Here is a 22,979-nt window from a genome sequence, read left to right on the forward strand (position 1 = left end):
ATGCGTGTTGCGATACGGCAAGTTATTTCATTTTGTTGTAACTAAGTAATGTACAGTGTGCAGGGTGGCCGTTACACTGGCGCTTGCAGACTTCCCTTTCCTTACCTGATTGCCATCAACATGCCTCAGTTGCACCCTGAGAAAATCGCCCACAGACTGGAGCAATTGACTGAACTCAGTGTCGCGCTCGGCCATAGCCTGGGCGGCGAGGGACACGATATCGGCGCGTTGTTGCAGCGCATCGTGCTGCTGGCAAAAAGCATGAGCGGCGCCGATGGCGCCACCCTGTACCGGCCCATGGCCGATCGCCGCCAACTGGCATTCGACATCTCCGTCAACGACAGCCTGGGCATCGCGCAGGGGGGCGACATGGGCTTGCCGGGCGTGCCCCTGTTCGATGGCGCCGGCCAGCCTAACCTGGCATCGGTGGCTGCGTACGCTGCGAACATGCGCCGCAGCGTGAATATCACCGACGTGTACCGTGATGAGGGCTTCAATTTTTCCGGCATGCGCGAGTTTGACCGTCACCACGGCTACCACACGCAATCGATCCTGACGGTGCCCATGAGCGATCACGAGGGCGATTTGATCGGCGTGCTGCAACTGGTCAATGCCAAGGATGGGGAGACGGGGCAGGTGCGTGCCTTTTCCTCCACCGACCAGCGCTTCATCGAGGCGCTGGCCGCGCAGGCGGGTGTGGCGCTGACCAATCAGCTGCTCATTTTGCAACTGGAAGAGCTGCTGGAATCGCTCGTTACCCTGATCAATATCGGCATCGACGAAAAGTCGCCCTACACGGGCCGTCATTGCCAGTTCGTGCCCGAGCTGACGATGCTGCTGGCCGACGCCGCGCACGCCACGCAAACGGGGCCGCTGGCCGATTTCCGGCTCAGCGACAATGAGCGCAAGCAATTGTGGCTGGCCGGCCTGCTGCACGACTGCGGCAAGATCACCACGCCCGTGCACGTGGTCGACAAGGCCACCAAGCTGGAAACAATCTTCGATCGCATCGCCCTGATCGACACGCGCTACGAAGTGCTGCTGCGCGACGCCGAGATCGCGGCCCTGCGCCAGCAGGCGGCGCAGCCGCAGCAAAAGGACGCCATCGGTCGCGCGCTGGAACTGGAGCTGGCGGCGCTGCGCGAAGAGCGCGACTTCATCCGCACAGTGAACATCGGCGGTGAAAGCATGGCGCAGGCCGACCAGGAAAGAGTGCGGCAGATCGCCAGGCGCCGCTGGCGCGCGGCCGATGGCGAACTGCGCGATTTTCTCGATGCCGACGAGACGGAAAACCTGACCATCCGCGCCGGCACCCTGACGGCAGCCGAGCGGGCCATCGTCAACAACCATATCAGCGTGTCGATCCGCATGCTCGAAGCGCTGCCGTGGCCCAAGCACCTGCAGAAGGTGCCCGAATACGCGGGCGGCCACCACGAGCGCATGGATGGCAAGGGCTATCCGCGCGGGCTGACGAAAGAGCAGATGTCGGTGCCGGCACGGCTGATGGCCATCGCCGACATTTTCGAGGCCCTGACGGCACGCGACCGGCCCTATAAAAAGGGCAAGTCGCTGTCCGAATCCTTGCGCATCCTCGGCAATTTCAGTCTGAACGGGCATATCGACCCGGAACTGTTCGACGTTTTCATCCGCAGCAAAGTCTATATCACCTTCGCTGAAAAGCACTTGCATCCGAACCAGATCGATGCCGTCGACGAGGCGGCCATTCCGGGCTACACGCCGTGAAACGGGCCTGGCGCGGCGCGCTGGCGCCAGCATGGCGCAAGCATGGCGCGCGTTTTTTCATGGGTGTGTTCTTGAGCGTGGCGGCCGCCATCCTGTGCCTGGCCGGCAACGACAATATTGCGCGGCTTGACGCCATGCTGGGCGACTGGCGCATGCGCGCCGAAACGGCGCAGCTGGACCGCCGCATCGTCATCGTCGACATCGATGAGCAAAGCCTGGCCCGCGTGGGCCGCTTTCCCTGGAGCCGCGATATCCAGGCGCGCCTGGTGCACCAGCTCAGCGGCCACTACGGAGTAGCTGTGCTGGGCTTCGATATCTCGTTTCCCGAAGCGGACACCAGTTCCGGCTACGCCGTGCTGCAAGGGCTGTCGCGCGGCGAATTGGCGGGCGTGGCAGGCTTGCCGGCTCAGCTGGAAAAATTGCGCCCGGCCATGGACTACGACGGCCTGTTTGCCGAGGCCATGCGTGGCAAACCCGTGGTGCTCGGTTACAGCGTCTCGGACCAGCAAAGGAAGGGGGTGCTGCCCAAGCCCGCTTTTACCGTCGCCGATTTGAACGGGCGCACCGTCACGGCCTACGTGGCGCGCGGCTACGAAGCCAATATCGCGCCCCTGCAGGCCGCCGCCCAAGGGGCCGGCATCTTTACGGCGCTGACCGATGCCGATGGCGTCGTGCGTTCCTCGACCCTGTTGCAGCGCATCGGCGACGGTTATTATCCCTCGCTGTCGCTGGCCACTGTGGCCGTCTACCTGCAGGCGCGCGCCATCGCCCCCCGTTTTACGGGCACGGCCGATACCCTGTCGGCACGCGAGCTGGCCAACGGCGGACTCGACCACCTCATGCTGTTCACGCCGCGCGGCGCAATGGCGATCCCCGTGGGCGAAGCCTTGACCACCACGGTGCAGTACCGCGGCACGGGCGGCCCCGATGGCGGCGCCTTCCGCTATGTGTCGGCGTCCGACGTACTGGCCGGCACGGTGCCGCCCGCGCTGCTGAAGGGCGCCATCGTGCTGGTGGGCACCACGGCACCCGGCTTGAACGATATCCGCGCCACGCCCGTGAATGCCGAGTATCCGGGGGTGGAGGTGCACGCCAACCTGATCAAGTCCATGCTCGACGGGCGCTTCAAGGCGCGGCCCGACTATGCGCTGGCGTTCGAGCTGGTGCAGATCATGCTGTTTGGCCTGCTGCTGGCGGGCGCCCTGGCCGTGCTGCCGCCGGCCGGCGTGATGCTGGCTACTCTGGGGGCGCTGGCGGCCGCCATCGCCATCAACCTGTTCCTGTATGCCGTGCACGACCTGGTGCTGGGCGGCGCCGTGCTGCTGTTGCTGATCGTCGCGCTATTCATCGCCAACCTGGCGTGGGGATATTTTTTCGAGGTGCGCAAGGGACGCGCGCTGGTAGCGCGCTTCGGCGAGTATGTGGCGCCCGAACTGGTGGCGGAGATGGCCGACGATCCGCGCCGCTACACCATGGAGGGCGAGAACCGCGAACTGACGGTGCTGTTTGCCGACGTGCGCGGTTTCACGGCCATTTCCGAGCAGATGGCGCCGGCCGCGCTGCGCGAATACATCAACGCATACCTGACAGCCATGTCGGAGGATATCCGCGACAGCCATGGCGGCACCCTGGACAAATACATCGGCGATGCCGTGATGGCGTTCTGGGGAGCGCCTGTCGCCTTTGCCGATCACGCCAGCCGCGCCGTGGCAAGCGCCTTGCTGATGCAGCAAAGCGCGGCGCGGCTGAACCGGCAGTTTTGCGCACGCGGCTGGCCGGCGCTGCGCATCGGCATCGGTCTCAATACGGGGCCCATGCATGTGGGCGACATGGGCTCGCGCATCCGCCGCGCCTATACCGTGATGGGCGACAGCGTCAATCTGGCCGCGCGCCTGGAAGGCGCCAGCAAGCTGTATTGCGTGGGCATCGTGGTGGGCGAGGCCACGCGCGCCGCCGCCCCGGATTTCCTGTATCGCGAACTCGACCGGATCAGGGTATTGGGCAAGCAGGAAGCGGTGGCCATTTTCGAACCGCGCTGCGTGCTGGCCGGCGCCTCTGCCGTCGAGCTGGCCCAGCTGGAGCGCTGGCATGCGGTGCTGACCCGGCTGCGCGCGCGCGACTGGGCGGCGGCTGGCGCGCAGCTTGCCTGCCTGCAGGCTGACTTTCCCGATGATGGCCTGTATCGGCTGTACGCGGCACGCCTGGAGCGCTATCGTCACCTGCCGCCGCCTGCGGACTGGGATGGCGTGACCGAATTGCACAGCAAATAGGCTTGCCATCGCGCCCTGAAATACCAGCCATTGCGGCGTTTTTCATCATCGTGGGCACACTCTTTGCTGCGTTGCGATAAAAATCTGGGAGAAATGTTAGAAATTTCTGACTGGAAACTAAAAGCCGACTAAAATTTGCCTTCAATCCATTGCGGGACACGCTGGCGCCTGCGGGCCGCGCGCTTGTCCGGTTACACAAGAAATCCTTCACATGACATATCGCTTGGTGCACCTGCTTGCGGGTTCCGCGCTGCTGTTCGCCGTCGGCGCCGCTGGCGCCTCCGTTTCCATGGAAGAAGCTACTCCTGCGACGCAAGAGGACGGCGTGCCGCGCTTCGAGATCCGCCGCTTCGACGTCCAGGGCAATACCCTGCTCACGTCCGCGCAGGTGCAAGCCTTGCTGGCGCCCTATACGGGAGCTCAGCGCGATTTTTCCCACATTGCCCGTGCCGTCGAGGCGCTCGAGGGGGCTTACCGCGAACGTGGTTACAGCGCCGTGCAGGTGCAATTGCCCGAGCAGGAACTGGAGCGTGGCGTAGTGCGCCTGAGCGTGCAGCAAACGCCGCTGGGCAAGCTTGCCATCAGCGGCAATGCCCATGTCGACGAGGCCAACGTACGGCGCGCCTTGCCGTCCCTGCGCGAAGGCGAGACGCCGAACCTGCCGGCCCTGTCGCAAAGCCTGAAGCTGGCCAATGAAAACCCGGCGCGCAAGATCGAAGTACGCCTGCAGGCCGACGAGCCGGCGGGCGCCATCGACGCCTTTGTCACGGTAGCCGATGAAAAGCCCTGGAAAGCCATGCTCAATGTGGACAATACGGGCAGTGTGCAGACGGGCAAGACGCATGTGGGCGTGGTGCTGCAGCATGCCAACCTGTTCGGACGCGATCATGTGGCCAGCCTGCAATACACGAGCAGCCTGGAAAAGCCGGACAAGGTGGGCGTGTATGGCGCCGGCTATCACTTGCCGCTGTATGCGCTGGGCGACTCGATGGATTTTTTCGCCAGCTATTCGAACGTCGATTCGGGCAGCATTTCGGCCGGTATTGTCGACCTTGCCGTCAGCGGCCAGGGCAGCATGGCCGGCATCCGTTACAACCAGAACTTTGCCCGCCGTGGCGATTTCGAACCCAAGCTTGTTTACGGCGTCGATTACAAGGCATACCGCAACAGTGTGCAATTGTTCGGCATGCAGCTGGGCGCCGACGTCACGGTGCATCCGCTCAGCATCAGCTACATCGGTGCCTGGTCGCTGCCCACGGGCGAGACCAGCGTGGCGCTCACCTTCGCGCACAACATTCCCGGTGGCAAGCATGGCGCGCAAGCCGATTTCGACCGGGTGCGCGCGCATGCCAAGGCGGCCTACAGCACCGTGCGCCTGAGCGCAAGCACAGGACGCGTCCTGGCCGACGACTGGCAGTGGCGCGCGCTCGTCAACGCGCAAGTTACGCCGGACGCGCTGGTGCCGGGCGAGCAGTTCGGCGCCGGCGGCGCCGCCTCCGTGCGGGGTTTTGCGGAGCGCGAGGTATCGAATGATATGGGCGTCAACCTGAACCTGGAACTGTACACGCCGAACTGGTGCGGCCAGGCGCTCGGTTTCCAGTGCCGCGCACTGGCCTTTTATGACACGGCCGGCCTGCGCCGCAACCATGCGCTGCCTGGCGAAAGCGCTTCGCAAGGCATAGCCAGCGCCGGACTCGGCCTGCGTTTGCTGTTGAGCCGCTACGCCAATCTGCAACTCGATTACGCCCATGTCGTCAATGGCGGCGACACGGGACAGCGGGGCGCCAACCGCCTGCATTTCCGCCTCGCCTTGGCCTACTAGTATCAGGATGAACACCATGCACAACCATGTCCAGCACGCCTCCGTTTTCGTCCTGATGCCACCTCTGCGCCGCACGGCGCTGGCACTGTTGCTGGCCGGCTGCTTCGGCGCGGCGCAAGCCAACACCGCATTGCCGCAGGTGGTCCATGGACAGGCGACGTTCAATCAACAGGGAAACATTTTCTCGATCACGAACACGCCCAACACCATCATCAACTGGCAGAGCTTTTCCATCCATGCGGGCGAAATCACGCGCTTCATCCAGCAAAATGGCAATAGCGCCGTGCTCAACCGCATCACGGGACAAGACCCCAGCAAGATCCTGGGCGCGCTCGAATCGAACGGCAAGGTCTTCCTGATCAACCCGAACGGCATCGTCTTCGGCCAGGGAGCAAAAGTGGACGTGAGCGGGCTGGTAGCGTCCAGCCTGGGCATGTCGAACGAGGATTTCCTGGCCGGCAGGCGCCAGTTTACGGCGGGCGGCGTGGCCGGCGGCGTCAGCAATGCGGGCACCATCCAAGCTGGCAAGGGCGGGCAAGTGCTGCTGATCGCGCCGAACGTGGAAAACACGGGCATCATCACGGCGCCGAATGGCGAAGTGATCCTGGCGGCCGGGCGCAGCGTGCAGCTGGCCGACCCCGGCAATCCGCAGTTGCGCGTGCTGTTCTCGGCGCCAAACGACCAGGCCCTGAACCTGGGGCAGATCATTGCCCAGGGCGGCAGCATAGGCATGGCCGGTGCGCTGGTCAGCCAGCGCGGCGTGCTCAATGCGAACAGCGCCGTCGTCGGTGAGCATGGCAAGATCGTGCTCAAGGCCAGCGGCAAGACGCTGCTCGAAGCGGGCAGCATCACCAGCGCCACGGGCGCTGCCGGCAAGGGCGGCGACATCGAGGTGCTGGGCGAGCAGGTGGGCTTGCTGGGCAATGCGACAATCGATGCCAGCGGCGCCACGGGCGGCGGTACGGTCTTGCTGGGCGGCGATTATCAGGGCAAGAACGCGGCCGTGCAGAATGCGCGGCAGGTGCTCGTTGGCAAGGACGCCAGCGTGCATGCCGATGCCATCGACAGCGGCAACGGCGGCAAGGTCATCGCCTGGGGCAATGCATCGGCGCAGGTGCACGGCAGCCTTTCCGCGCGCGGCGGCGCGCTGGGCGGCGACGGCGGCTTCGTGGAAACCTCGGGCTATCACTTGGCGGTGGATGGCATCCGCGTCGATACGCGCGCGCGCGCGGGTAGCGGCAAGACGGGCGTATGGATGCTCGATCCCTACGACATCGAAGTCGTACAGGGAACAGGGGGCAGCCTGAGTGATGTTGACGATTTTAACCAAGGCGCCTCAACGGGTAGTACGGTCATCGGAGCCAGCGTCATTGCCGGGTCGACCAGCAATGTGACGTTGCAGGCCAAGCACCGCATCAACTTCAGCGGCATTGTGAGCATGGTCAATTCTGGTGTCGGACTAACTGCAACGGCGGGCGAGTCGATCAACGTGTATGCCCCCATCACGACCCAAGGCGGCGATGTGACCTTGTCGGCCAACGCTGTCAGCAGCGGCGGCGCCTACGGCCCGGGATCGAATGTCAATCTGGCCGCCACCATCAACAGTAACGGCGGCAACGTGTCGCTGTCGGGCGCCAGCGTGGCCGGCAGCGGCATAGTCAATGTAGGCAGTGGCAATTTGAGCCTGCTCGCGAATGCCGCGTCGGGCGGCATCACGCTGTCGGGCAGTGGCAATCAGTTGATCGGCAGCGGCGCCGCTGGTCAAAGCCTGGTCCTGCAGGCGGACAATATGAGTCTCGCAGGCGGCATCAATTTCGGTGGCGCGGGCGGCGGCGCGAAGGTGATCATCCAGCCCCTGAGCAGTTCGCGCATCATCGACCTGGGCACCAAATCGGATACGGCCCTGAGTTTGAACGCGCTTGAGGTGGCCGGCATTTCGGCATCGTCGCTGACCATCGGCGATGGCAGCAATACGGACGGCATCCGCATCTCGGGTGCGCTCAGCACCGCAGGCGACCTGCACATCAACTCCGGTTCCACCATCATGGCCACGGGCGCCGTGACGGTGGGTGGCAGCTTTGTGCTGGACGGCGGCAGCTGGGTGCAAAACGCGGCGGCCCTGCCAGGATTTAGCGCCAGAAATTTTTCCATCGGCAGCGGCGCCAGTTTCCTGCGCGTGGCAGGCGGCGACGGCGTTTCTTCGCCGTATCTGCTTGCCGATATCTATGGTTTGCAAGGTGTCGCCAGCCTTGCCCTTGGCAACAGCTATCGTATGGCCGGCAATATCGATGCCAGCGGCACCGCAAACTGGAACAATGGCCTGGGTTTTGTGCCGATTGGCAGCAGCGGCAGCGGCTTTTCCGGCATATTCGATGGTGCCGGATTTACGCTGCGCAATTTGAAAATAGACCGCAACCTGGCGCCCGGTTCTGCGGCAGGCCTGTTTGGCACCGTGCAGGGCGCTGCCTTGCGCAATCTGACCCTGAGCGGCGGCAGCGTCGCCGGCACGGCGAACGTGGGCGCGCTGGCGGGCAATGTTGTGAGCGGTACTATCGATAGCGTCAACAGCAGCATGGCCGTCAGCGGCCAGCGCAATGTCGGCGGCCTGGTGGGCAGCAACGGCGGCACCATCACACTGTCCGCCAGCAGCGGCATGGTCACCGGCGTGAATGCCGATGGCGGCGGCGCCATCGGCGGCCTGGTGGGGGGGAATGCGTCCGGCGCCAGCATTGCGACCTCGTACGCCACCGGTGTGGTGACGGGCGCGCGTGAAATGATCGGCGGTCTGGTGGGCAACAACCAGGGCGCGCTGAGCCAATCGTATGCCACCGGCAATGTCAGTGGCGCGCGCAGCATCGGTGGCCTGGTGGGCCTGAACGGCGGCAGTATCAATGATGCTTATGCCAGCGGCGCCGTGGGCCGGGCCGGCACTGCCGATTCCATCCTGGCCTGGGAAAACATGGGCGGGCTGGTCGGTGAAAGTACGGGCAGCGTCAGCCATGTCTTCAGCAGTGGCGCCGTGAATGGCGGCGGTTACGCGGCAGTCGGTGCTGTAGCCGGCCGCGTGGCTACCGGTTCCCCGTTCGGCTATGGTTTTTTCAATGCCGACACCTCATTGGTGCAAATCGATGGCGGTGGTTCCAGCGGCCGCAGCACGGCGCAGATGAAGCAGCAAGGCAGTTTCAACGACTACAATTTCAGCAGCGTGTGGCGCATCTACGAAGGCTATACGACGCCGATGCTGAAGGCTTTACTCAAGCAGCTGCAGGTGAATATCTCGGGCAACGCCGCTGGCAAGGTCTACGATGGGCAGCTGGCCGCCTTCCTCGGTTCGATCAGCTATGTGGGACTGCTCGACGGTGATACGGGTGTCAATGGCAGCCTCGGCTACGGCAGCGACGCGCGCAATGTGGGCAACTATGCAGCGACGGGACTGTGGTCGACCAAGTATGACATCACGATGGGCGGCATGACCACCTTGGCCATCACGCCGCGCGCGCTGACGGTAAGCTTGGGCGGCAATGGCAAGGTGTATGACGGCACGCTGGCTTACGACGGCGCCAGTTTTGTACTGGGTAACGTTGTGGCGGGCGATAACCTCAGCGTCAGCGGCAGCGCCGCCTTCCTCGACAAGAACGCGGGCAGCGGCAAGGCCGTGCATGCCAGCGGCCTGGTCCTGGACGGCAATGACCTGGGTAACTACAAGCTGGCCTCGAGCACGGTCGACGGCATAGCGGACATCAGGGCGCGCCAGCTGCACTATAGCGTCACGGGAGCGCAAAGCCGCGTCTACGATGGCAGCTTGCAGGCTGCCCTGACTGGGTATTTTGAAGGCATGGTGACGGGCGACCGGGTCAGCATGGCCGGTTTGCAGGGCCGCTTCCGTGACAAGAACGTGGGCAGCGGCAAGAGCGTCGACTACCAGCTGACGACGGGTCTCCTGACGGGCGCCGATGCGGGCAACTATGTGCTTGATGGAACGGTGGGCAGTACCACGGCCGATATCACGGCGCGCACCCTGAACGTGCGTTTCAATGGCATCAACAAGACGTATGACGGTACGACAGATGCGCAAGTCGGCTTTGGCGACGACCGCATTCATGGCGACGTCTTGACGGTGGCGGGCAATGCCGCGTTCGGCAACAAGAACGCGGGGTCTGGAAAAACCATCACGGTGACGAACGTGGCTGTGAGCGGTGGTGATGCGGGCAACTATGTGCTGGGCAATACTGCGGGCAGTACTACGGCCGATATCGGCGCGCGCGCGCTGAACCTGTCCGGCGTTGGGGGCAACAAGGTCTACGATGGCACGTCGCTTGCGCAGCTGAGCCTGGGCGATGACCGTCTCGCTGGCGATAGCTTGACAGTCTCGGCCGTGGGCAGCTTTGCGGACAAGAACGTGGGCGCGGCCAAGGCCGTGCAGCTGAGCGGCGCGATACTGTCAGGCGCCGATGCGGGTAATTACTTCATCGTCTTGCCGACAGGCTTGCTGGCCAGCATTACGCCCGCCACCCTGAGCCTGGCAAGCCTGAACGCTGCCAACAAGGTGTATGACGGTACGACTTCCACGACGGTCAGCGCTTCGGTGAACGGCGTGCTGGGCCGGGATGAGGTCAGCCTGGTGGGCGGCAGCGGCAGCTTTGCCGACAAGAATGCGGGCACCGGCAAACTGGTGACGGCCAGCGGTTTCCGTCTGGCAGGCGCTGATGCGGGCAACTACACCTTGGAGACGACGGGTGCCACGACGCAGGCAACAATTGCGCAAAAACAATTGTCCACCTGGGTCGGCAGTGGCAACGGCTTGTGGAGCGATGCGGCCAACTGGGACGGCGGCGTGGTGCCGGAAGGCGCGAACGTGCTGGCTGTCGACTTTACCAACAGCAAGGGCATCGTCACCTATAGCGCGGCGGCCGGCAGCACCACCCTGAAAAACCTGACTTCCGCGACGGGCTTGCTGCTGACGGGCGGTAAGCTGACCCTCGGTGAAAGCGCGCTCGATCGCTCCGTGCTGAGCGGTCTGGCCGGCCTGGAAATCAACGGTGGTAGCTTGCTGCTGAACGGCAGCCTGTCGGCGGAGCGTTATGCGCAAGGCGGCGGCGTGCTGAGCGGTAATGGCAACTTGCTTGTCGCCAACAGCTTCAGCCAGGCGGCCGGCGCTATCGCACTGGCGGGCCAGCTGGCGATCACGCAAGCGGCTGGCGACTTGCGCTTCGCCAGCCTGGCGGCCAGCGATGTGCGTCTGAACGCCTTGAACGGCGCTATCGGCCAGGATGGTGCGCTGCTCGCCAGCAGCGTGACAGCGCAGGCGCAGAATGGCATCGTGCTGGGCAATGCGGGCAACCGGGTGGGCAGCTTTACGGCAAATAATAGTGCCGTTGGCGGGATCATGCTGAACAATACTTCGGCGCCCGGTAGCCTGGCGCTGGGCAAACTTGCCACGGGCGCCGGCAATATCGCCATCGACAACACGGGCGGCATCGCGGCCGGCGATATCAATGCGAATGGCGGCAACGTCACCTTGACGGCGCACAGCCCCGTCACCGTCAACGGCAAGATCCAGGGCAATGACATTGCGCTCAACGCCAGCACGGACGTGGTGCTGGGCGATGGCGCGCAACTGGCAGCGCTGCGCGACATCAGCCTGGTGGCGGGCCGCGACATCAGTGTTGGCGGCAAGGCCAGTGTTCTCGGCGGCGGCAATTTCAGCGCCAGCGCGGAAGGCTCTGTGCGCTTTGCGGACGCGGCCACCTTCACCTTGCCGGCAGCGGCCAGCATGAGCGTGCTGGCGAAAACGGGCAGCATCACGGGTACGCAGGGCGTGCGCATCAATCGCCAGCGCGCCAACGTCAGCTTGCAGGCGCCGAAGGGCGCGGTGGCCATGCCGGACGTCATCTTCCTGCCCGGCACGACCATCGACCCGCCCGTTACCCCGCCCGTCACCCCTCCCGTCGCCCCCCCCGTCATCAGCGCTGTCATCAGCGCTGCCATCAGCGACGCCTTGCGCATCATCAATCAGACCGACCGTAGCAACGACCCGCTCCCCGCCAGGCAGTCAGCCAAGCCTGATGACAAGGTGCCGGACGACAAGAGTGTTGCCGGCGGCACAGGCAAATCAACAGGATACAAAGACAATGACTCTATTAAAAAAACCTATTGCAACTAAGGCCCTGTTGTGGCTGGCGCTGATGTGCCTGGGCGCGCACGCCTGGGCCGGACAGGTGGCGGGCACGGTGATGCAGTTGAGTGGTCCGTTGATGGCCAAGAAGGCGGATGGCAAGGTAAAAATCCTGGCCGTCAAGTCCGAGGTCGAGCAGGGCGACACCTTGCTGACGGAAAAAGAGACCTATGCATTGATCAAGTTGATCGACAATAGCGAAATCACCTTGAAGCCGAATACCAGTTTCGTGATCGAGCAATTCAGCTACGCAGCCGAGCAGCCTGATGACGACCACGCCATCTTCAGTTTGCTCAAGGGCGGTTTGCGTTCCGTCACGGGGCTGCTTGGCAAGCGCAACAAAGAGCGCTTCGAGATGAAGACGCCGGCCGCTACCATCGGCATCCGCGGCACGACGTTTGTTGCCAACTATGTTGCTCCCTCGGTACCGCCGCTGACATCGGCGCCGCCATCGGCAGGGCAAGGGTTGGCTCCCGGCCTGTATGTGCACGTGATCGATGGCCTGATTCAGGTGAGCAATCCTGCTGGCGCGCAAAGCTTTGCCCCCGGCCAGTTTGGCTTTACGCCCAACTTCAGGCAGCCGCCCGTGTTGCTGCCCGTCAATCCCGGCATGCCGTTCACGCTGCCACCGGCGTTCGTGGCGACATCGTCCGGCGCAAGTGCTGCCGCTGGCCCCGGCACACCTGCCACCATCGACTGCGTAGTACGCTAAGGTTTTCTTCAGGCAAAAATAGAGCTTGACCTTCCCATCATGGGATAGCAGATCCTGTCCTTATTCGTTAATTTTTCGTACAGGATCTGCCATGAATCAGACCGCACTCGCTCCCGCCAGTTCCAGTCCTTCCCCTCCCGCCGCCGCGCATGCACAGGCGCTGGCCATCGAAGGCATGAGTTGCGCCTCGTGCGTGGGCCGCGTGGAAAAGGCCCTGGTCGCCGTGCCCGGCGTGACCGAAGCCAGCGTCAATCTGGCCACCGAAGTGGCAAGGGTCACGTCCAGCACGCCGATTCCCCTGGCGACCTTGCAAGCGGCCGTGGAAAAAGCGGGCTATACGGTAGCGCAGCGCGAGATCGACCTGGGCATCGCCGGCATGACCTGCGCCTCATGCGTGGGCAGGGTGGAAAAAGCTTTGCTGAAAGTGCCGGGCGTGCTGGCCGCCAGTGTCAACCTGGCTACGGAAAGCGCGCGCATCAAGGTGACGGGCGGCTTGGAGGCAGGCATCCTGATCGCCGCCATCGACAAGGCCGGCTATGCCGCCACGGTTCCCGCCGCCAACCAGGCCAGCGCGCCTGCCGCCGTGCCCAAGCGCGATGGCATGAAAGTCGCGTTTGCGGCCGTGCTGGCTTTCCCCCTGATGCTGCCCATGCTGCTGGAATGGGCCGGCATCCATCTGATGCTGCCAGGCTGGCTGCAATTCGCCCTGGCCACGCCCGTACAATTCTATTTCGGTGCCCGCTTCTACCAGGCGGGCTGGAAGGCGGCCCGCGCCGGCAGCGGCAATATGGATTTGCTGGTGGCGCTGGGCACGAGCGCCGCGTATGGCTTGTCCGTCTACCAGTGGCTGACGGCGGGCGAGATCATGCCGCACCTGTACTTTGAAGCATCTGCCGTCGTCATCACCCTGGTGTTGCTGGGCAAATGGCTGGAAAGCCGCGCCAAGCGCCAGACGGCCTCGGCCATCCGCGCCTTGCAAGTCTTGCGTCCGGAATCGGCCCGCGTGCGTCGCGACGGTGTCGAAATCGACTTGCCCGTGGAGCAGGTGAAAGTGGGCGACCTGGTCGTCATCCGCCCTGGGGAACGGGTGGCCGTCGATGGCGTGGTGGTGGAAGGCGCCAGCCAGATCAACGAGTCGCTGATCACGGGAGAAAGCTTGCCGGTCGACAAGCACGTGGGCGACAAGGTCACGGGCGGCGCCATCAATGCCGATGGTTTGTTGCTGGTACGCACACAAGCCGTGGGTGGCGAGACGACCTTGTCGCGCATCATCCGCCTGGTGGAGGACGCGCAGGCGGCCAAGGCGCCCATCCAGCATCTGGTCGACAAGGTCAGCGCGATTTTTGTGCCCGTGGTGCTGCTGCTGGCGCTGCTGACCATGCTGGGCTGGTGGTTTGCGACCGGCGAGCTGGAAAATGCCATCATCAATGCCGTCGCCGTGCTGGTCATCGCCTGCCCATGCGCGCTGGGCCTGGCCACGCCGACGGCCATCATGGCCGGCACGGGCGTGGCTGCCCGTTACGGCATCCTCATCAAGGATGCGGAAGCGCTGGAAGTGGCGCACGCCGTCAATACCGTCGTGTTCGACAAGACGGGCACCTTGACCATCGGCAAACCAGCCCTGGCGGCCCTGCATGCGCATGGCATCGAGGACGCACGGCTGCTGCAACTGGCGGCCAGCATCCAGCGCGGCAGTGAACACAGCCTGGCTGCGGCCGTGCTCGATGCCGCGGCCGCCCGCCACATCGATCCCTTGACTGCCACGGCCCTGTCGGCCTTGCCGGGCCGCGGCCTGGCGGCCCATGTCGATGGCTTGGAACTGAAATTGGGCAGCACCCGGCTGATGCAGGAATTGCACGTGGACATGGCGCCTTTGGCGGCACAGGCCGTGTCTTTGGAAAATACGGGCAACACGATTTCCTGGCTGGCCTCGGGCACACAATTGCTGGGCCTGTTCGCCTTCAGCGACCAGGTCAAGCCGAATGCGCAGTCGGCCATTGCCCATCTGCACAGCCTGGGTATCCGCACGGTGATGTTGACCGGGGACAACCAGGGCAGCGCGGACGCCGTCGGCAAGCTGCTGGGCATCGACACGGTGGCGGCGAAAATGCTGCCGGCCGATAAAACCGCTAAAATCATGGCACTGAAAGGCGAGGGTGCCAAGGTGGCCATGGTAGGCGACGGCATCAATGATGCGCCCGCGCTGGCGGCCGCCGACGTGGGCATCGCCATGTCGACGGGCACGGATGTGGCCATGCATGCGGCCGGCATTACCCTGATGCGCGGCGATCCGGCCCTGGTGGCGGACGCCATCGATATCTCGCGCCGCACTTACAGCAAGATACGGCAGAATCTGTTCTGGGCATTCATTTATAACCTGATCGGCATTCCGCTGGCCGCCTTTGGCTTGCTCAACCCCATGGTGGCGGGCGCGGCGATGGCCTTCAGTTCGGTCAGCGTGATCAGCAATGCCCTGTTGCTGCGCCGCTGGAAAGCCCGCAGTCATTCAGCTAGCGCGCATACCAAGGAGCAATAAGGATGAATATCGGCCAGGCGGCAAGCGAAACGGGTGTATCGGCAAAAATGATACGCTACTACGAAAGCATTGCTTTATTGAAACCCAGTGCGCGCAGCGACGCTGGCTACCGTATCTACACGCCGAATGACTTGCACGCCCTGCGGTTTATTAAACGCGGGCGGGGCTTGGGTTTTTCGCTGGAACAGATCCGCGAACTGCTGTCGCTGTGGCAAAACGACCAGCGTGCCAGCGCGGATGTGAAAGGCATCGCCCTGGCCCATGTCGCCGAGCTCAATAAGCGCATCGCCGAACTGACGGAAATGCGCGATACCCTGGCCCACCTGGCGCAATCGTGCCACGGCGATGACAAGCCCGATTGCCCCATCCTGCAAAGCCTGGGGCTGGTCGGTGAAACGGAAGCAAAAGCATGTTGCCATTGATGCAAGTCAACGGAGGTGCGTATGGCGTATGAACTGTGTTACTGGCCGACGATCCAGGGGCGCGGCGAATTTATCCGATTGGCCCTGGAAGAGGCGGGTGCCGACTACCGCGACATCGCCCGCTTGCCCGAGCGCAAGGGGCAGGGCATGCCGGCCATGCTGGCCTGCCTCGATGGCGACAGTACGCCACATGCCGCCTACGCGCCGCCCGTGCTGCGCGATGGCGACTTGCTGATCGGCCAGACCACGAATATTCTGCTGTACTTGGGCCGGCGCCTGGGCCTGGCGCCGCGCGCGGAAAGTGGTCGCCTGTGGCTGAACCAGCTGCAACTGACAATGGCCGACTGGCTGACAGAAGTGCACGACACGCACCATCCGCTATCGATGAATCAGTATTATGACGAGCAGAAACAGGCTGCCCTGCAGCGCAGTACCGATTTCCGCGCCACGCGTTTGCCCAAATTCCTCGATTATTTCACACAGGTCTTGCTGAACAATCGCAGCCGTGGCCATTATCTGGTGGGCGCAAGGCTCAGCTATGGCGACCTGTCGCTGTTCCAGATGCTGGCTGGCCTGCGCTATGCGTTTCCGCAAGCCATGGAGCGCCTGGCACCCCGGTACGCCGCACTCTTCGCGCTGCACGACGCCGTGGCGGCGCGGCCGAACATTGCCCGCTACCTGAAGTCGAAGCGCAGAATTGCATTCAATGAGGAAGGCATCTTCCGTCACTACCCGGAACTGGACGGGTAAACAAGACAGCCGGCGCGAAGGCCGGCTGTCTTGTTGCTGACACTGCTGTTACTGCGCGCTGGTGACGGGGTAGCCCGCCTCCACGATGGCGGCGCTGATGGCGCCCAGTTCGGCAGGCGATTCCACTGTCACGCGCTTGCTGGCCAGGTCGATCTGCACCTGTGCGGCGGGATCGATGCCTTGCACCGCTTTCGTGACCGAGCCGACGCAATGGCCGCAGCTCATGTTTTCAACTTGTAACTGATACATGGCAAGCACTCCTTGAATGATTAAGTGCACCCACTGTAAGCCTTCCCCCGATGGTAAGGTCAAGGGGAAAGCTGGCGTGTGGATCAATTCAGCATGAAGTCGACAGCTTGCATGGGCGGCGGCACATTCTCATCCTGCACGGATTCGCGCAAGCTGATTTCGATGGCGCGGCACATGGCCGACAGGGGGAGGTCGTTGGCATCTTCGCCGAATGGTTCCTCGATCTCGTCGCCCAGGGCATCGAGGCCAAAGAAGGTATAGGCGACGATGGCGACGACGAAGGGCGTCATGAAGCCCAGCGAGTCGACCAGGCCGAACGGCAGCAGGAAACAGTACAGATAAGCCGTGCGGTGCAGCAGCAGCGAATACGAGAAGGGAATCGGCGTGCTGCGGATGCGTTCGCACGAGGCGCCCGCCGCTACCATGGCCGAGACCGTGTTATCGATCTGCGTGGCGAGGATGGTGTCGATACGCCCCTGCCGGATGCAGTCGGCAAGGTCGTGGCCCATCTGCAACATCAGGTAGTCGGACGGGTTCGCCGCCTTGCAGGCCGCCTCCCATTCTGCTGGACGCAGCAGCGGCTGCAAGTCGGCCGGTCCACGCGTGTCGCGCAGCTGGTGGCGCAGGGCGTGGCAAAAGGCGATGGTGCGGTAAATCATGCGCACGCGCACATCTTGGAGACCCAGCCTGGCGTGGGCTGGCGTATCGCTGCGTATCATGGTCTGGCACTGGCGCGAGAAATTACGGCTGCGCAATACCAGTTCGCCCCATAGCTTGCGCGCTTCCCAGTAACGGTCGTAGGCGGCCGTATTGCGAAAGCCAAGGAAGATGGCCAGCGGCAAGCCGATCAGGGTAAACGGGATGGTGGTGAGGATGACCTTGTGATCGAACAGGGTACCGTGGCACCAGGTGACAATGGTGGCAATCAGGGTGTTGACGATGAGGGTAGTGCGGATGCGGGGCAGGACAGAGCCGCGCACCACCAGAAACAAGCGCAGCGCCGATGGACGCTCGCGCACGATCATGCCGTGCTCCCTGTCCGTGGCTGGGCCGGCGTGGAAAGGCGCGCCCGGTGATCGGTAAGGGAGGAAAGACAGCGTGGCAAATGCCGGGAACAAAAAGCCCGCGATGTATGCGGGCTGAGCAGGGTGAGCATGGGAAACAATGTAGGGGAGACGGCTTGAGTATAGGCCGCTGTTGCGCTCCCGGCCAATTCATAATGATAATGGCCATTATTCATTTCATGAATGAATATTTCATCTGTAAGTATATGTGTGAATTTCAGCGCATCGGCTTATGTCATTGCCTGCTGCTGTTTCAATGTCGCGCTGTTTATATCGCTGTTACGCAACCAGCGCGTATGCTGCTTGTGGCCCGGCCAACTGCAGTTCGGCACAGTGTCCACTTCGGCGCCGCCGCAGTGGCAGCAGTCCCGGGCGCACGTGGCAGGCACGGCGAACACATTTCTGGGCTATGCGTGACGCTGGCAGCGACGGATCGCCCACAGGGCCAGGTGCTTGCCGCGGGTGTCGAATGAAAAAATGCAAGCTCCTTGGCCGCTTGCCTTTCTGCATTGCTTCGAGCTTACGACAGGTGTGCAGAAAGTCATGGTGTCTAGCAGCCATGAAATTCCCATTGTGACAAAAGGAGAGATTCTCTCCTGACGTGTCTGCTAGGCTAAGTGAGCTAATTGGAAATATTTTCTAAGGCAAACGCGTCCGCCCGATAGCCGCCGCCAGGGGCCTGGCCATGCTTGTTCCTCCTTCTTTTGAAAGCGGTCTCCATGTTTAAAGTTTCCAGCATCTGCCTCGCCACCCTGATCCTGTTGCAAGCACCGAACACCTGGGCCGACCAGCCTGCTCCACTGAGCCAGCGGCAGCAAGCATTGGCCGCGCATATCGATGCCAGCATCGCACCGTATTACAAGTCCGGCGAACCGGGCGCCGTCGTCATCGTCGTCAAGGATGGCCAACCCTTGCTGCGCAAGGCGTATGGCCTGGCCAGCGTGCAGGATGGCCAGCCGCTGACGCCCGACATGTCGCTGCGCCTGGGTTCCATTTCCAAGCAGTTTACGGCCGTCGCCATTCTGCTGCTGGCCGACCAGGGCAAGCTGGCTATCACCGATGACATCACGAAATTCCTCCCCGATTACCCGACGCATGGCAAGAAAATCACGATCGAGCAGCTGCTCGCGCACACGTCCGGCATCCATGACTACACGAGGAAGCCAGAATTTGTGCCCAACAGCACGAAAGACTTGAGCGTGGCGCAGATGATCGATTTTTTCAAGAACGATCCACTCGACTTTGAACCGGGCACGCGGTGGAGTTACAGCAGCTCCGGCTATTTCCTGCTGGGCGCCATCATCGAAAAGGCATCGGGCCAGCCCTATGCCACGTTTGTGGAACAGCAGATCTTCGTGCCGCTGGGCATGAAGGACACGGCTTATGAAGGCCACGAGCGCCAGCCCGTCAAGCGCGCAGCCGGGCATATCCGTTCGGGCGAGACGTTTGTGCCGAACTTGCCGCTGAGCATGACGCAGCCGTATTCGGCCGGCGCGCTCGTCTCCACCGTGGACGACCTGGCCCGCTGGGATGCGGCCATTTCGGACGGCAAGCTGCTCAAGGCTGCCACCTGGCAGCAGGCATTCACGCCGGCCAAGCTGAACGACGGCAAGGCGACCCGCTCCGGCCTGGGATGGAAGGTGGGCACATGGCAAAATACCGCCGTCATCCACCATAGCGGCGGCATCAATGGTTTTTCCACGTATGCGATGCGCTTGCCGCAGGAAAAAGTGTATGTTGCCGTGCTGGAAAACTCGGACACGGGCCTGGTCGATCCCGATGTGGTAGCGCGCAAGGCGGCCGCCATCGCCGTGGGCCGGCCGTATCCGGAGATCAAGGTCATCACGCTCAAGCCCGCCATCCTCGATGCGTATGCGGGCGTGTATGCCATTAATGACAAGGCTGGCTACACGATCCGCAACTTCGAGGGCAATCTTCTGCTGCAGCGTACTGGACGCCCGGCGCAGCGCCTGCTGGCCTATTCGCCCAATGGTTTTTTGATTGAGAACACCCTCACCACTGCCGAGTTCGAGCGGGGTCCGAAAGGAGAAGCACAGCTGATCCTCAACGATGGCGGCGAGTCGAAGTCCGTGCATGAACGGGCTAGCGCCGTCAAGCCGGCCCGCGCCGTGGTCGCCATGTCGCACGCGCAATTCGATGGCTACGTTGGCCGTTACGCGCTGGCGCCCGAGGTGTATCTGGAAGTGACGCGTGAAGGCGACAAGTTCTTTGCCCAGGTGACAGGTTTCCGCAAGCTGGCCATGCTGCCCATGAGCGAGACGGCTTTCTTTTCGAATGAAGTCGATGCGGAAGTGCGTTTCAGCAAGGATACCAATGGCAAGACCGAGCAACTGGTGCTGCGCCAGGAAGGGCAGGACATGCCGGCCAAGCGGGTGAACTAAGCGTATTTTTCTGTCCAGCCTGCCGGCCAGCGTATGCTGACGGCAGGCATGGGTTTAGCGGCGGCAGTTATGCCCCCATTGCTTTCCAGCCATACCAGCCGAACGCCACTACCCACGCCAGCAAGATCGCCAGCCCCGGCAACAGCATCCACTTTGTCAGCGCTTCTTCCCATGCGACAAAAGGTCGTCCGCCGCGTGCGATGGCCAGCAGCGCCTGTCCCCCGTTCAAGCCGGCGAACGGCAGCAGGTTGAAGGCGCACAGTTTCAATGAGAACAGAGCGAATACCAGCGCAAAGCTGTGCGTACGGGCAAACGTTTCCCCTTCACCCAGCAATTCCTGCGCCGTCGACAACGGCGCCAGCGCACCGTGGAAGATTTGCCCGAAGGCCGCGACAAAATGCTCCCAGCCCGGTGCGCCCAGTATCCCGAACGCCACGGCCAGCAGCACACCCACGCCGCTCAATGGCAGCACCACCTGCTTCCACAGCGGCTGGAAGTTGTAGGCGTCGAGACAAGGGTCGTCGTCATACAAGGTTTCCTCGCGCGTATCCTTCAAGGCCACATTGCCGGCCAGCGGCAGCAGCTTGATGTGGACTTTCCGCCAGCTCAGCAAGGTGGGCCCCACGCCGTAGCTGATGCTGCGCACGGTGATGCCACATGCGCGAGCGCACACGGCCATGACGGAAATGTGGATGAGCATGAAAAGGATAAGGCAAAGCAGCAGTTGGAAGGCGGGATGCATCGGGTTGGGTGTCCAGGAAGAAAGAGAGCGGTATTAGAACATGTCGCAGGGAAAAGTCGCGCACATGAAAAAAGCCCCGCCTGCATCGCTGCAGCCGGGGCTTTGAATGACTGGGGCAGCTTGCGCCGCCCGCTATAACTTACAGCACTTCGCTGGCGTGGTCCGCCAGGCGCGAACGCTCGCCGCGGGCCAGGGTGACGTGGCCGCTGTGGGTCCAGCCCTTGAAGCGGTCGACCACGTAGGTCAGGCCGCTGGAGCCTTCCGTCAGGTACGGCGTGTCGATCTGGGCGATGTTGCCCAGGCACAGGATCTTCGTGCCGGGACCGGCGCGCGTGACCAGGGTCTTGACCTGTTTCGGCGTCAAGTTCTGTGCTTCATCGATGATCAGGAATTTGTTGACGAAAGTGCGGCCGCGCATGAAGTTGAGCGACTTGATCTTGATGCGCGAGCGGATCAGGTCTTGCGTTGCCGCACGGCCCCATTCGCCGCCATCCGAGTCGGACTTGTTCAGCACTTCCAGGTTGTCGTCGAAGGCGCCCATCCATGGCGACATCTTTTCTTCTTCCGTGCCTGGCAGGAAACCGATGTCTTCGCCGACGGGCACCGTCACGCGGGTGACGATGATTTCGTTGTAGAGTTTGGTTTCCAGTACTTGCGCCAGGCCGGCGGCCAGGGCCAGCAGGGTCTTGCCGGTACCGGCCTGGCCCAGCAGGGTGACGAAGTCGCATTCCGGATTCATCAGCAAGTTCAGGGCAAAGTTCTGCTCGCGGTTGCGTGCCGTCACGCCCCACACATTGTTCTTCGTGTGGCTGAAGTCGCGCAGGGTTTGCAGCACGGCCGTCTTGCCGTTGATCTGTTTCACCTGGCCGTAGAACGGCGTTTCGCCGTTTTTCGGTTCCAGGTAGATGAACTGGTTGACCAGCAGCGATGGAATGAACGGACCCGTCACGCGGTAGAACGTCGAGCTGTAGCCGTTCTTGCTTTCCTGCCACGATTCCATGTCCTTGCCATGCTTGTTCCAGAAGTCATCCGGCAGCTGTACGATGCCCGAGTACAGCAAGTCCGTGTCTTCCAGCACATGGTCGTTGAAGTAATCTTCGGCTGGCAAGCCCAGGGCGCGCGCCTTGATGCGCATGTTAATGTCTTTCGACACCAGTACCACGGGGCGGCCTTCCTGTTCCGATTCCAGCGAACGCACGACGGCGAGGATCTGGTTGTCGGCCTTGCCCACTGGCAAGCCAGCTGGCAAGTCCGCGCTTTGCAAACGCGTCTGGAAGAACAAGCGGCCCTTGGCATCCTTGTTGCCCAGCTTGGACAGCAGGATACCGTGTTCGATGGCGTCGTCATCCGTGTTGCTGATCAGGGCATCGAGGGTACGCGAGACCTGGCGGGCATTGCGCGCCACTTCCGTCATGCCCTTTTTGTGGTTGTCCAGCTCTTCCAGGGTCATCATCGGCAGGTACACATCGTGTTCTTCGAAGCGGAACAGCGACGATGGGTCGTGCATCAGCACGTTGGTATCGAGCACGAACAGCTTGCTGATGCCGCGCTGGTCGGCGGCGCGGCTGGCGGACGACTTGAGCTGTACTTCGACAGGCTTGTGCTTGGCCGGATGCGGCTGCTCGGCCTGCTTGACGGACTTGATCGGCATGACCTTGCCTTTCGCCGCCGGCGCGGCTTTTGCCGCAGGCGCGGCAACGATTGCAGGTGCGGCCGCAACCGGCGCAGGTGCTGGCGCCGGCTTGGCGACCATCAGGGCCGCCACTTGCTTGATCTTCGTGGCCGCATTGCGGACCGGCTTGGCAACTTCGGCGATCGCCGCTTCAATAACAGGTGCAGCCACTTTCTTGGCTGCCGGGGTTTTGGTGGCCGGGCGCGCTGCGCCTGCGGTTGGGTAATCTTGTGTGGCCAGGATGGTGGCTGGCTTGCTCGGTAATTTTGGCAGTGGCATCAGGATCTCAATCAAAAAATTTCTGGAATGAATCGCCCATGGGCAGCCAGCTTCTGGCGGCACTTCTCATGGGGTGGATGCGGGGAGGACAACAATACTACAGGACGAGAGACTGCTGGAAGGCCGGCAACATGGCCGGTC

Annotated in this window: 13 protein-coding genes; 9 read left to right on the forward strand and 4 right to left on the reverse strand. The window is 62.8% G+C overall.

Going from position 1 to position 22,979, the window contains the following annotated elements; genetic code table 11:
• Positions 1-120 precede the first annotated feature (120 nt).
• The 8 genes from ACQ4WZ_RS02630 (at position 121) to ACQ4WZ_RS02665 (ending at position 16,430) form a co-directional block, all read left to right on the forward strand.
• Positions 121-1,743, forward strand: a complete 1,623-nt coding sequence (locus ACQ4WZ_RS02630; RefSeq protein ID WP_101484669.1) for a GAF and HD-GYP domain-containing protein — start codon at positions 121-123, stop codon at positions 1,741-1,743.
• Positions 1,740-4,013, forward strand: a complete 2,274-nt coding sequence (locus ACQ4WZ_RS02635) for a CHASE2 domain-containing protein (protein WP_436572504.1) — start codon at positions 1,740-1,742, stop codon at positions 4,011-4,013. Before ACQ4WZ_RS02630 ends, ACQ4WZ_RS02635 begins: the two co-directional genes overlap by 4 nt.
• A 211-nt stretch (positions 4,014-4,224) precedes the next feature.
• Entirely contained in the window at positions 4,225-5,835 is a 1,611-nt protein-coding gene (locus ACQ4WZ_RS02640; RefSeq protein ID WP_436572505.1) for a ShlB/FhaC/HecB family hemolysin secretion/activation protein, read from the forward strand.
• 16 nt (positions 5,836-5,851) lie between these two features.
• Entirely contained in the window at positions 5,852-11,998 is a 6,147-nt protein-coding gene (locus ACQ4WZ_RS02645; protein WP_436572506.1) for a YDG domain-containing protein, read from the forward strand.
• A complete protein-coding gene (locus ACQ4WZ_RS02650) occupies positions 11,967-12,722 on the forward strand; it encodes a FecR family protein (protein ID WP_257561081.1) in 756 nt (251 codons plus the stop codon). The genes ACQ4WZ_RS02645 and ACQ4WZ_RS02650 overlap by 32 nt, the downstream gene beginning before the upstream one ends.
• A gap of 91 nt (positions 12,723-12,813) precedes the next feature.
• Positions 12,814-15,258 (forward strand): heavy metal translocating P-type ATPase, encoded by a 2,445-nt coding sequence (locus tag ACQ4WZ_RS02655; RefSeq protein ID WP_436572507.1) that lies wholly within the window; start codon positions 12,814-12,816, stop codon positions 15,256-15,258.
• A 2-nt stretch (positions 15,259-15,260) separates the two neighbouring features.
• On the forward strand, positions 15,261-15,680 hold the full coding sequence (gene cueR / locus ACQ4WZ_RS02660; RefSeq protein ID WP_101482252.1) for a Cu(I)-responsive transcriptional regulator: 420 nt from the start codon (positions 15,261-15,263) through the stop codon (positions 15,678-15,680).
• Positions 15,681-15,701: 21 nt separating this feature from the next.
• Positions 15,702-16,430 (forward strand): glutathione S-transferase family protein, encoded by a 729-nt coding sequence (locus tag ACQ4WZ_RS02665; protein WP_436572508.1) that lies wholly within the window; start codon positions 15,702-15,704, stop codon positions 16,428-16,430.
• A gap of 48 nt (positions 16,431-16,478) precedes the next feature.
• Here the strand turns inward: ACQ4WZ_RS02665 and ACQ4WZ_RS02670 are convergent, their stop codons facing one another.
• A complete protein-coding gene (locus ACQ4WZ_RS02670; RefSeq protein ID WP_101482250.1) occupies positions 16,479-16,679 on the reverse strand; it encodes a heavy-metal-associated domain-containing protein in 201 nt (66 codons plus the stop codon).
• An 83-nt stretch (positions 16,680-16,762) separates the two neighbouring features.
• Positions 16,763-17,704, reverse strand: coding sequence for a bestrophin family protein (locus tag ACQ4WZ_RS02675; protein ID WP_436572509.1), 942 nt, complete (start codon positions 17,702-17,704; stop codon positions 16,763-16,765).
• 758 nt (positions 17,705-18,462) lie between these two features.
• On the opposite strand from ACQ4WZ_RS02675, the gene ACQ4WZ_RS02680 reads away from it, so the two are divergent.
• The gene (locus ACQ4WZ_RS02680) at positions 18,463-20,145 is read left to right on the forward strand and encodes a serine hydrolase (RefSeq protein WP_436572510.1); all 1,683 of its coding nucleotides are present in this window, start codon (positions 18,463-18,465) and stop codon (positions 20,143-20,145) included.
• A 67-nt stretch (positions 20,146-20,212) separates the two neighbouring features.
• On the opposite strand, the gene ACQ4WZ_RS02685 is transcribed toward ACQ4WZ_RS02680, so the two are convergent.
• Together ACQ4WZ_RS02685 and ACQ4WZ_RS02690 are read right to left on the reverse strand one after the other, a co-directional pair.
• On the reverse strand, positions 20,213-20,887 hold the full coding sequence (locus ACQ4WZ_RS02685; RefSeq protein WP_436572511.1) for a site-2 protease family protein: 675 nt from the start codon (positions 20,885-20,887) through the stop codon (positions 20,213-20,215).
• A gap of 139 nt (positions 20,888-21,026) precedes the next feature.
• On the reverse strand, positions 21,027-22,838 hold the full coding sequence (locus tag ACQ4WZ_RS02690; protein WP_436572512.1) for a PhoH family protein: 1,812 nt from the start codon (positions 22,836-22,838) through the stop codon (positions 21,027-21,029).
• Between the last annotated feature and the right edge of the window lie 141 nt (positions 22,839-22,979).

Origin of the sequence: Janthinobacterium darwini, assembly GCF_051380905.1 — a bacterium.
Classification (GTDB): Bacteria; Pseudomonadota; Gammaproteobacteria; order Burkholderiales; family Burkholderiaceae_D; genus Janthinobacterium.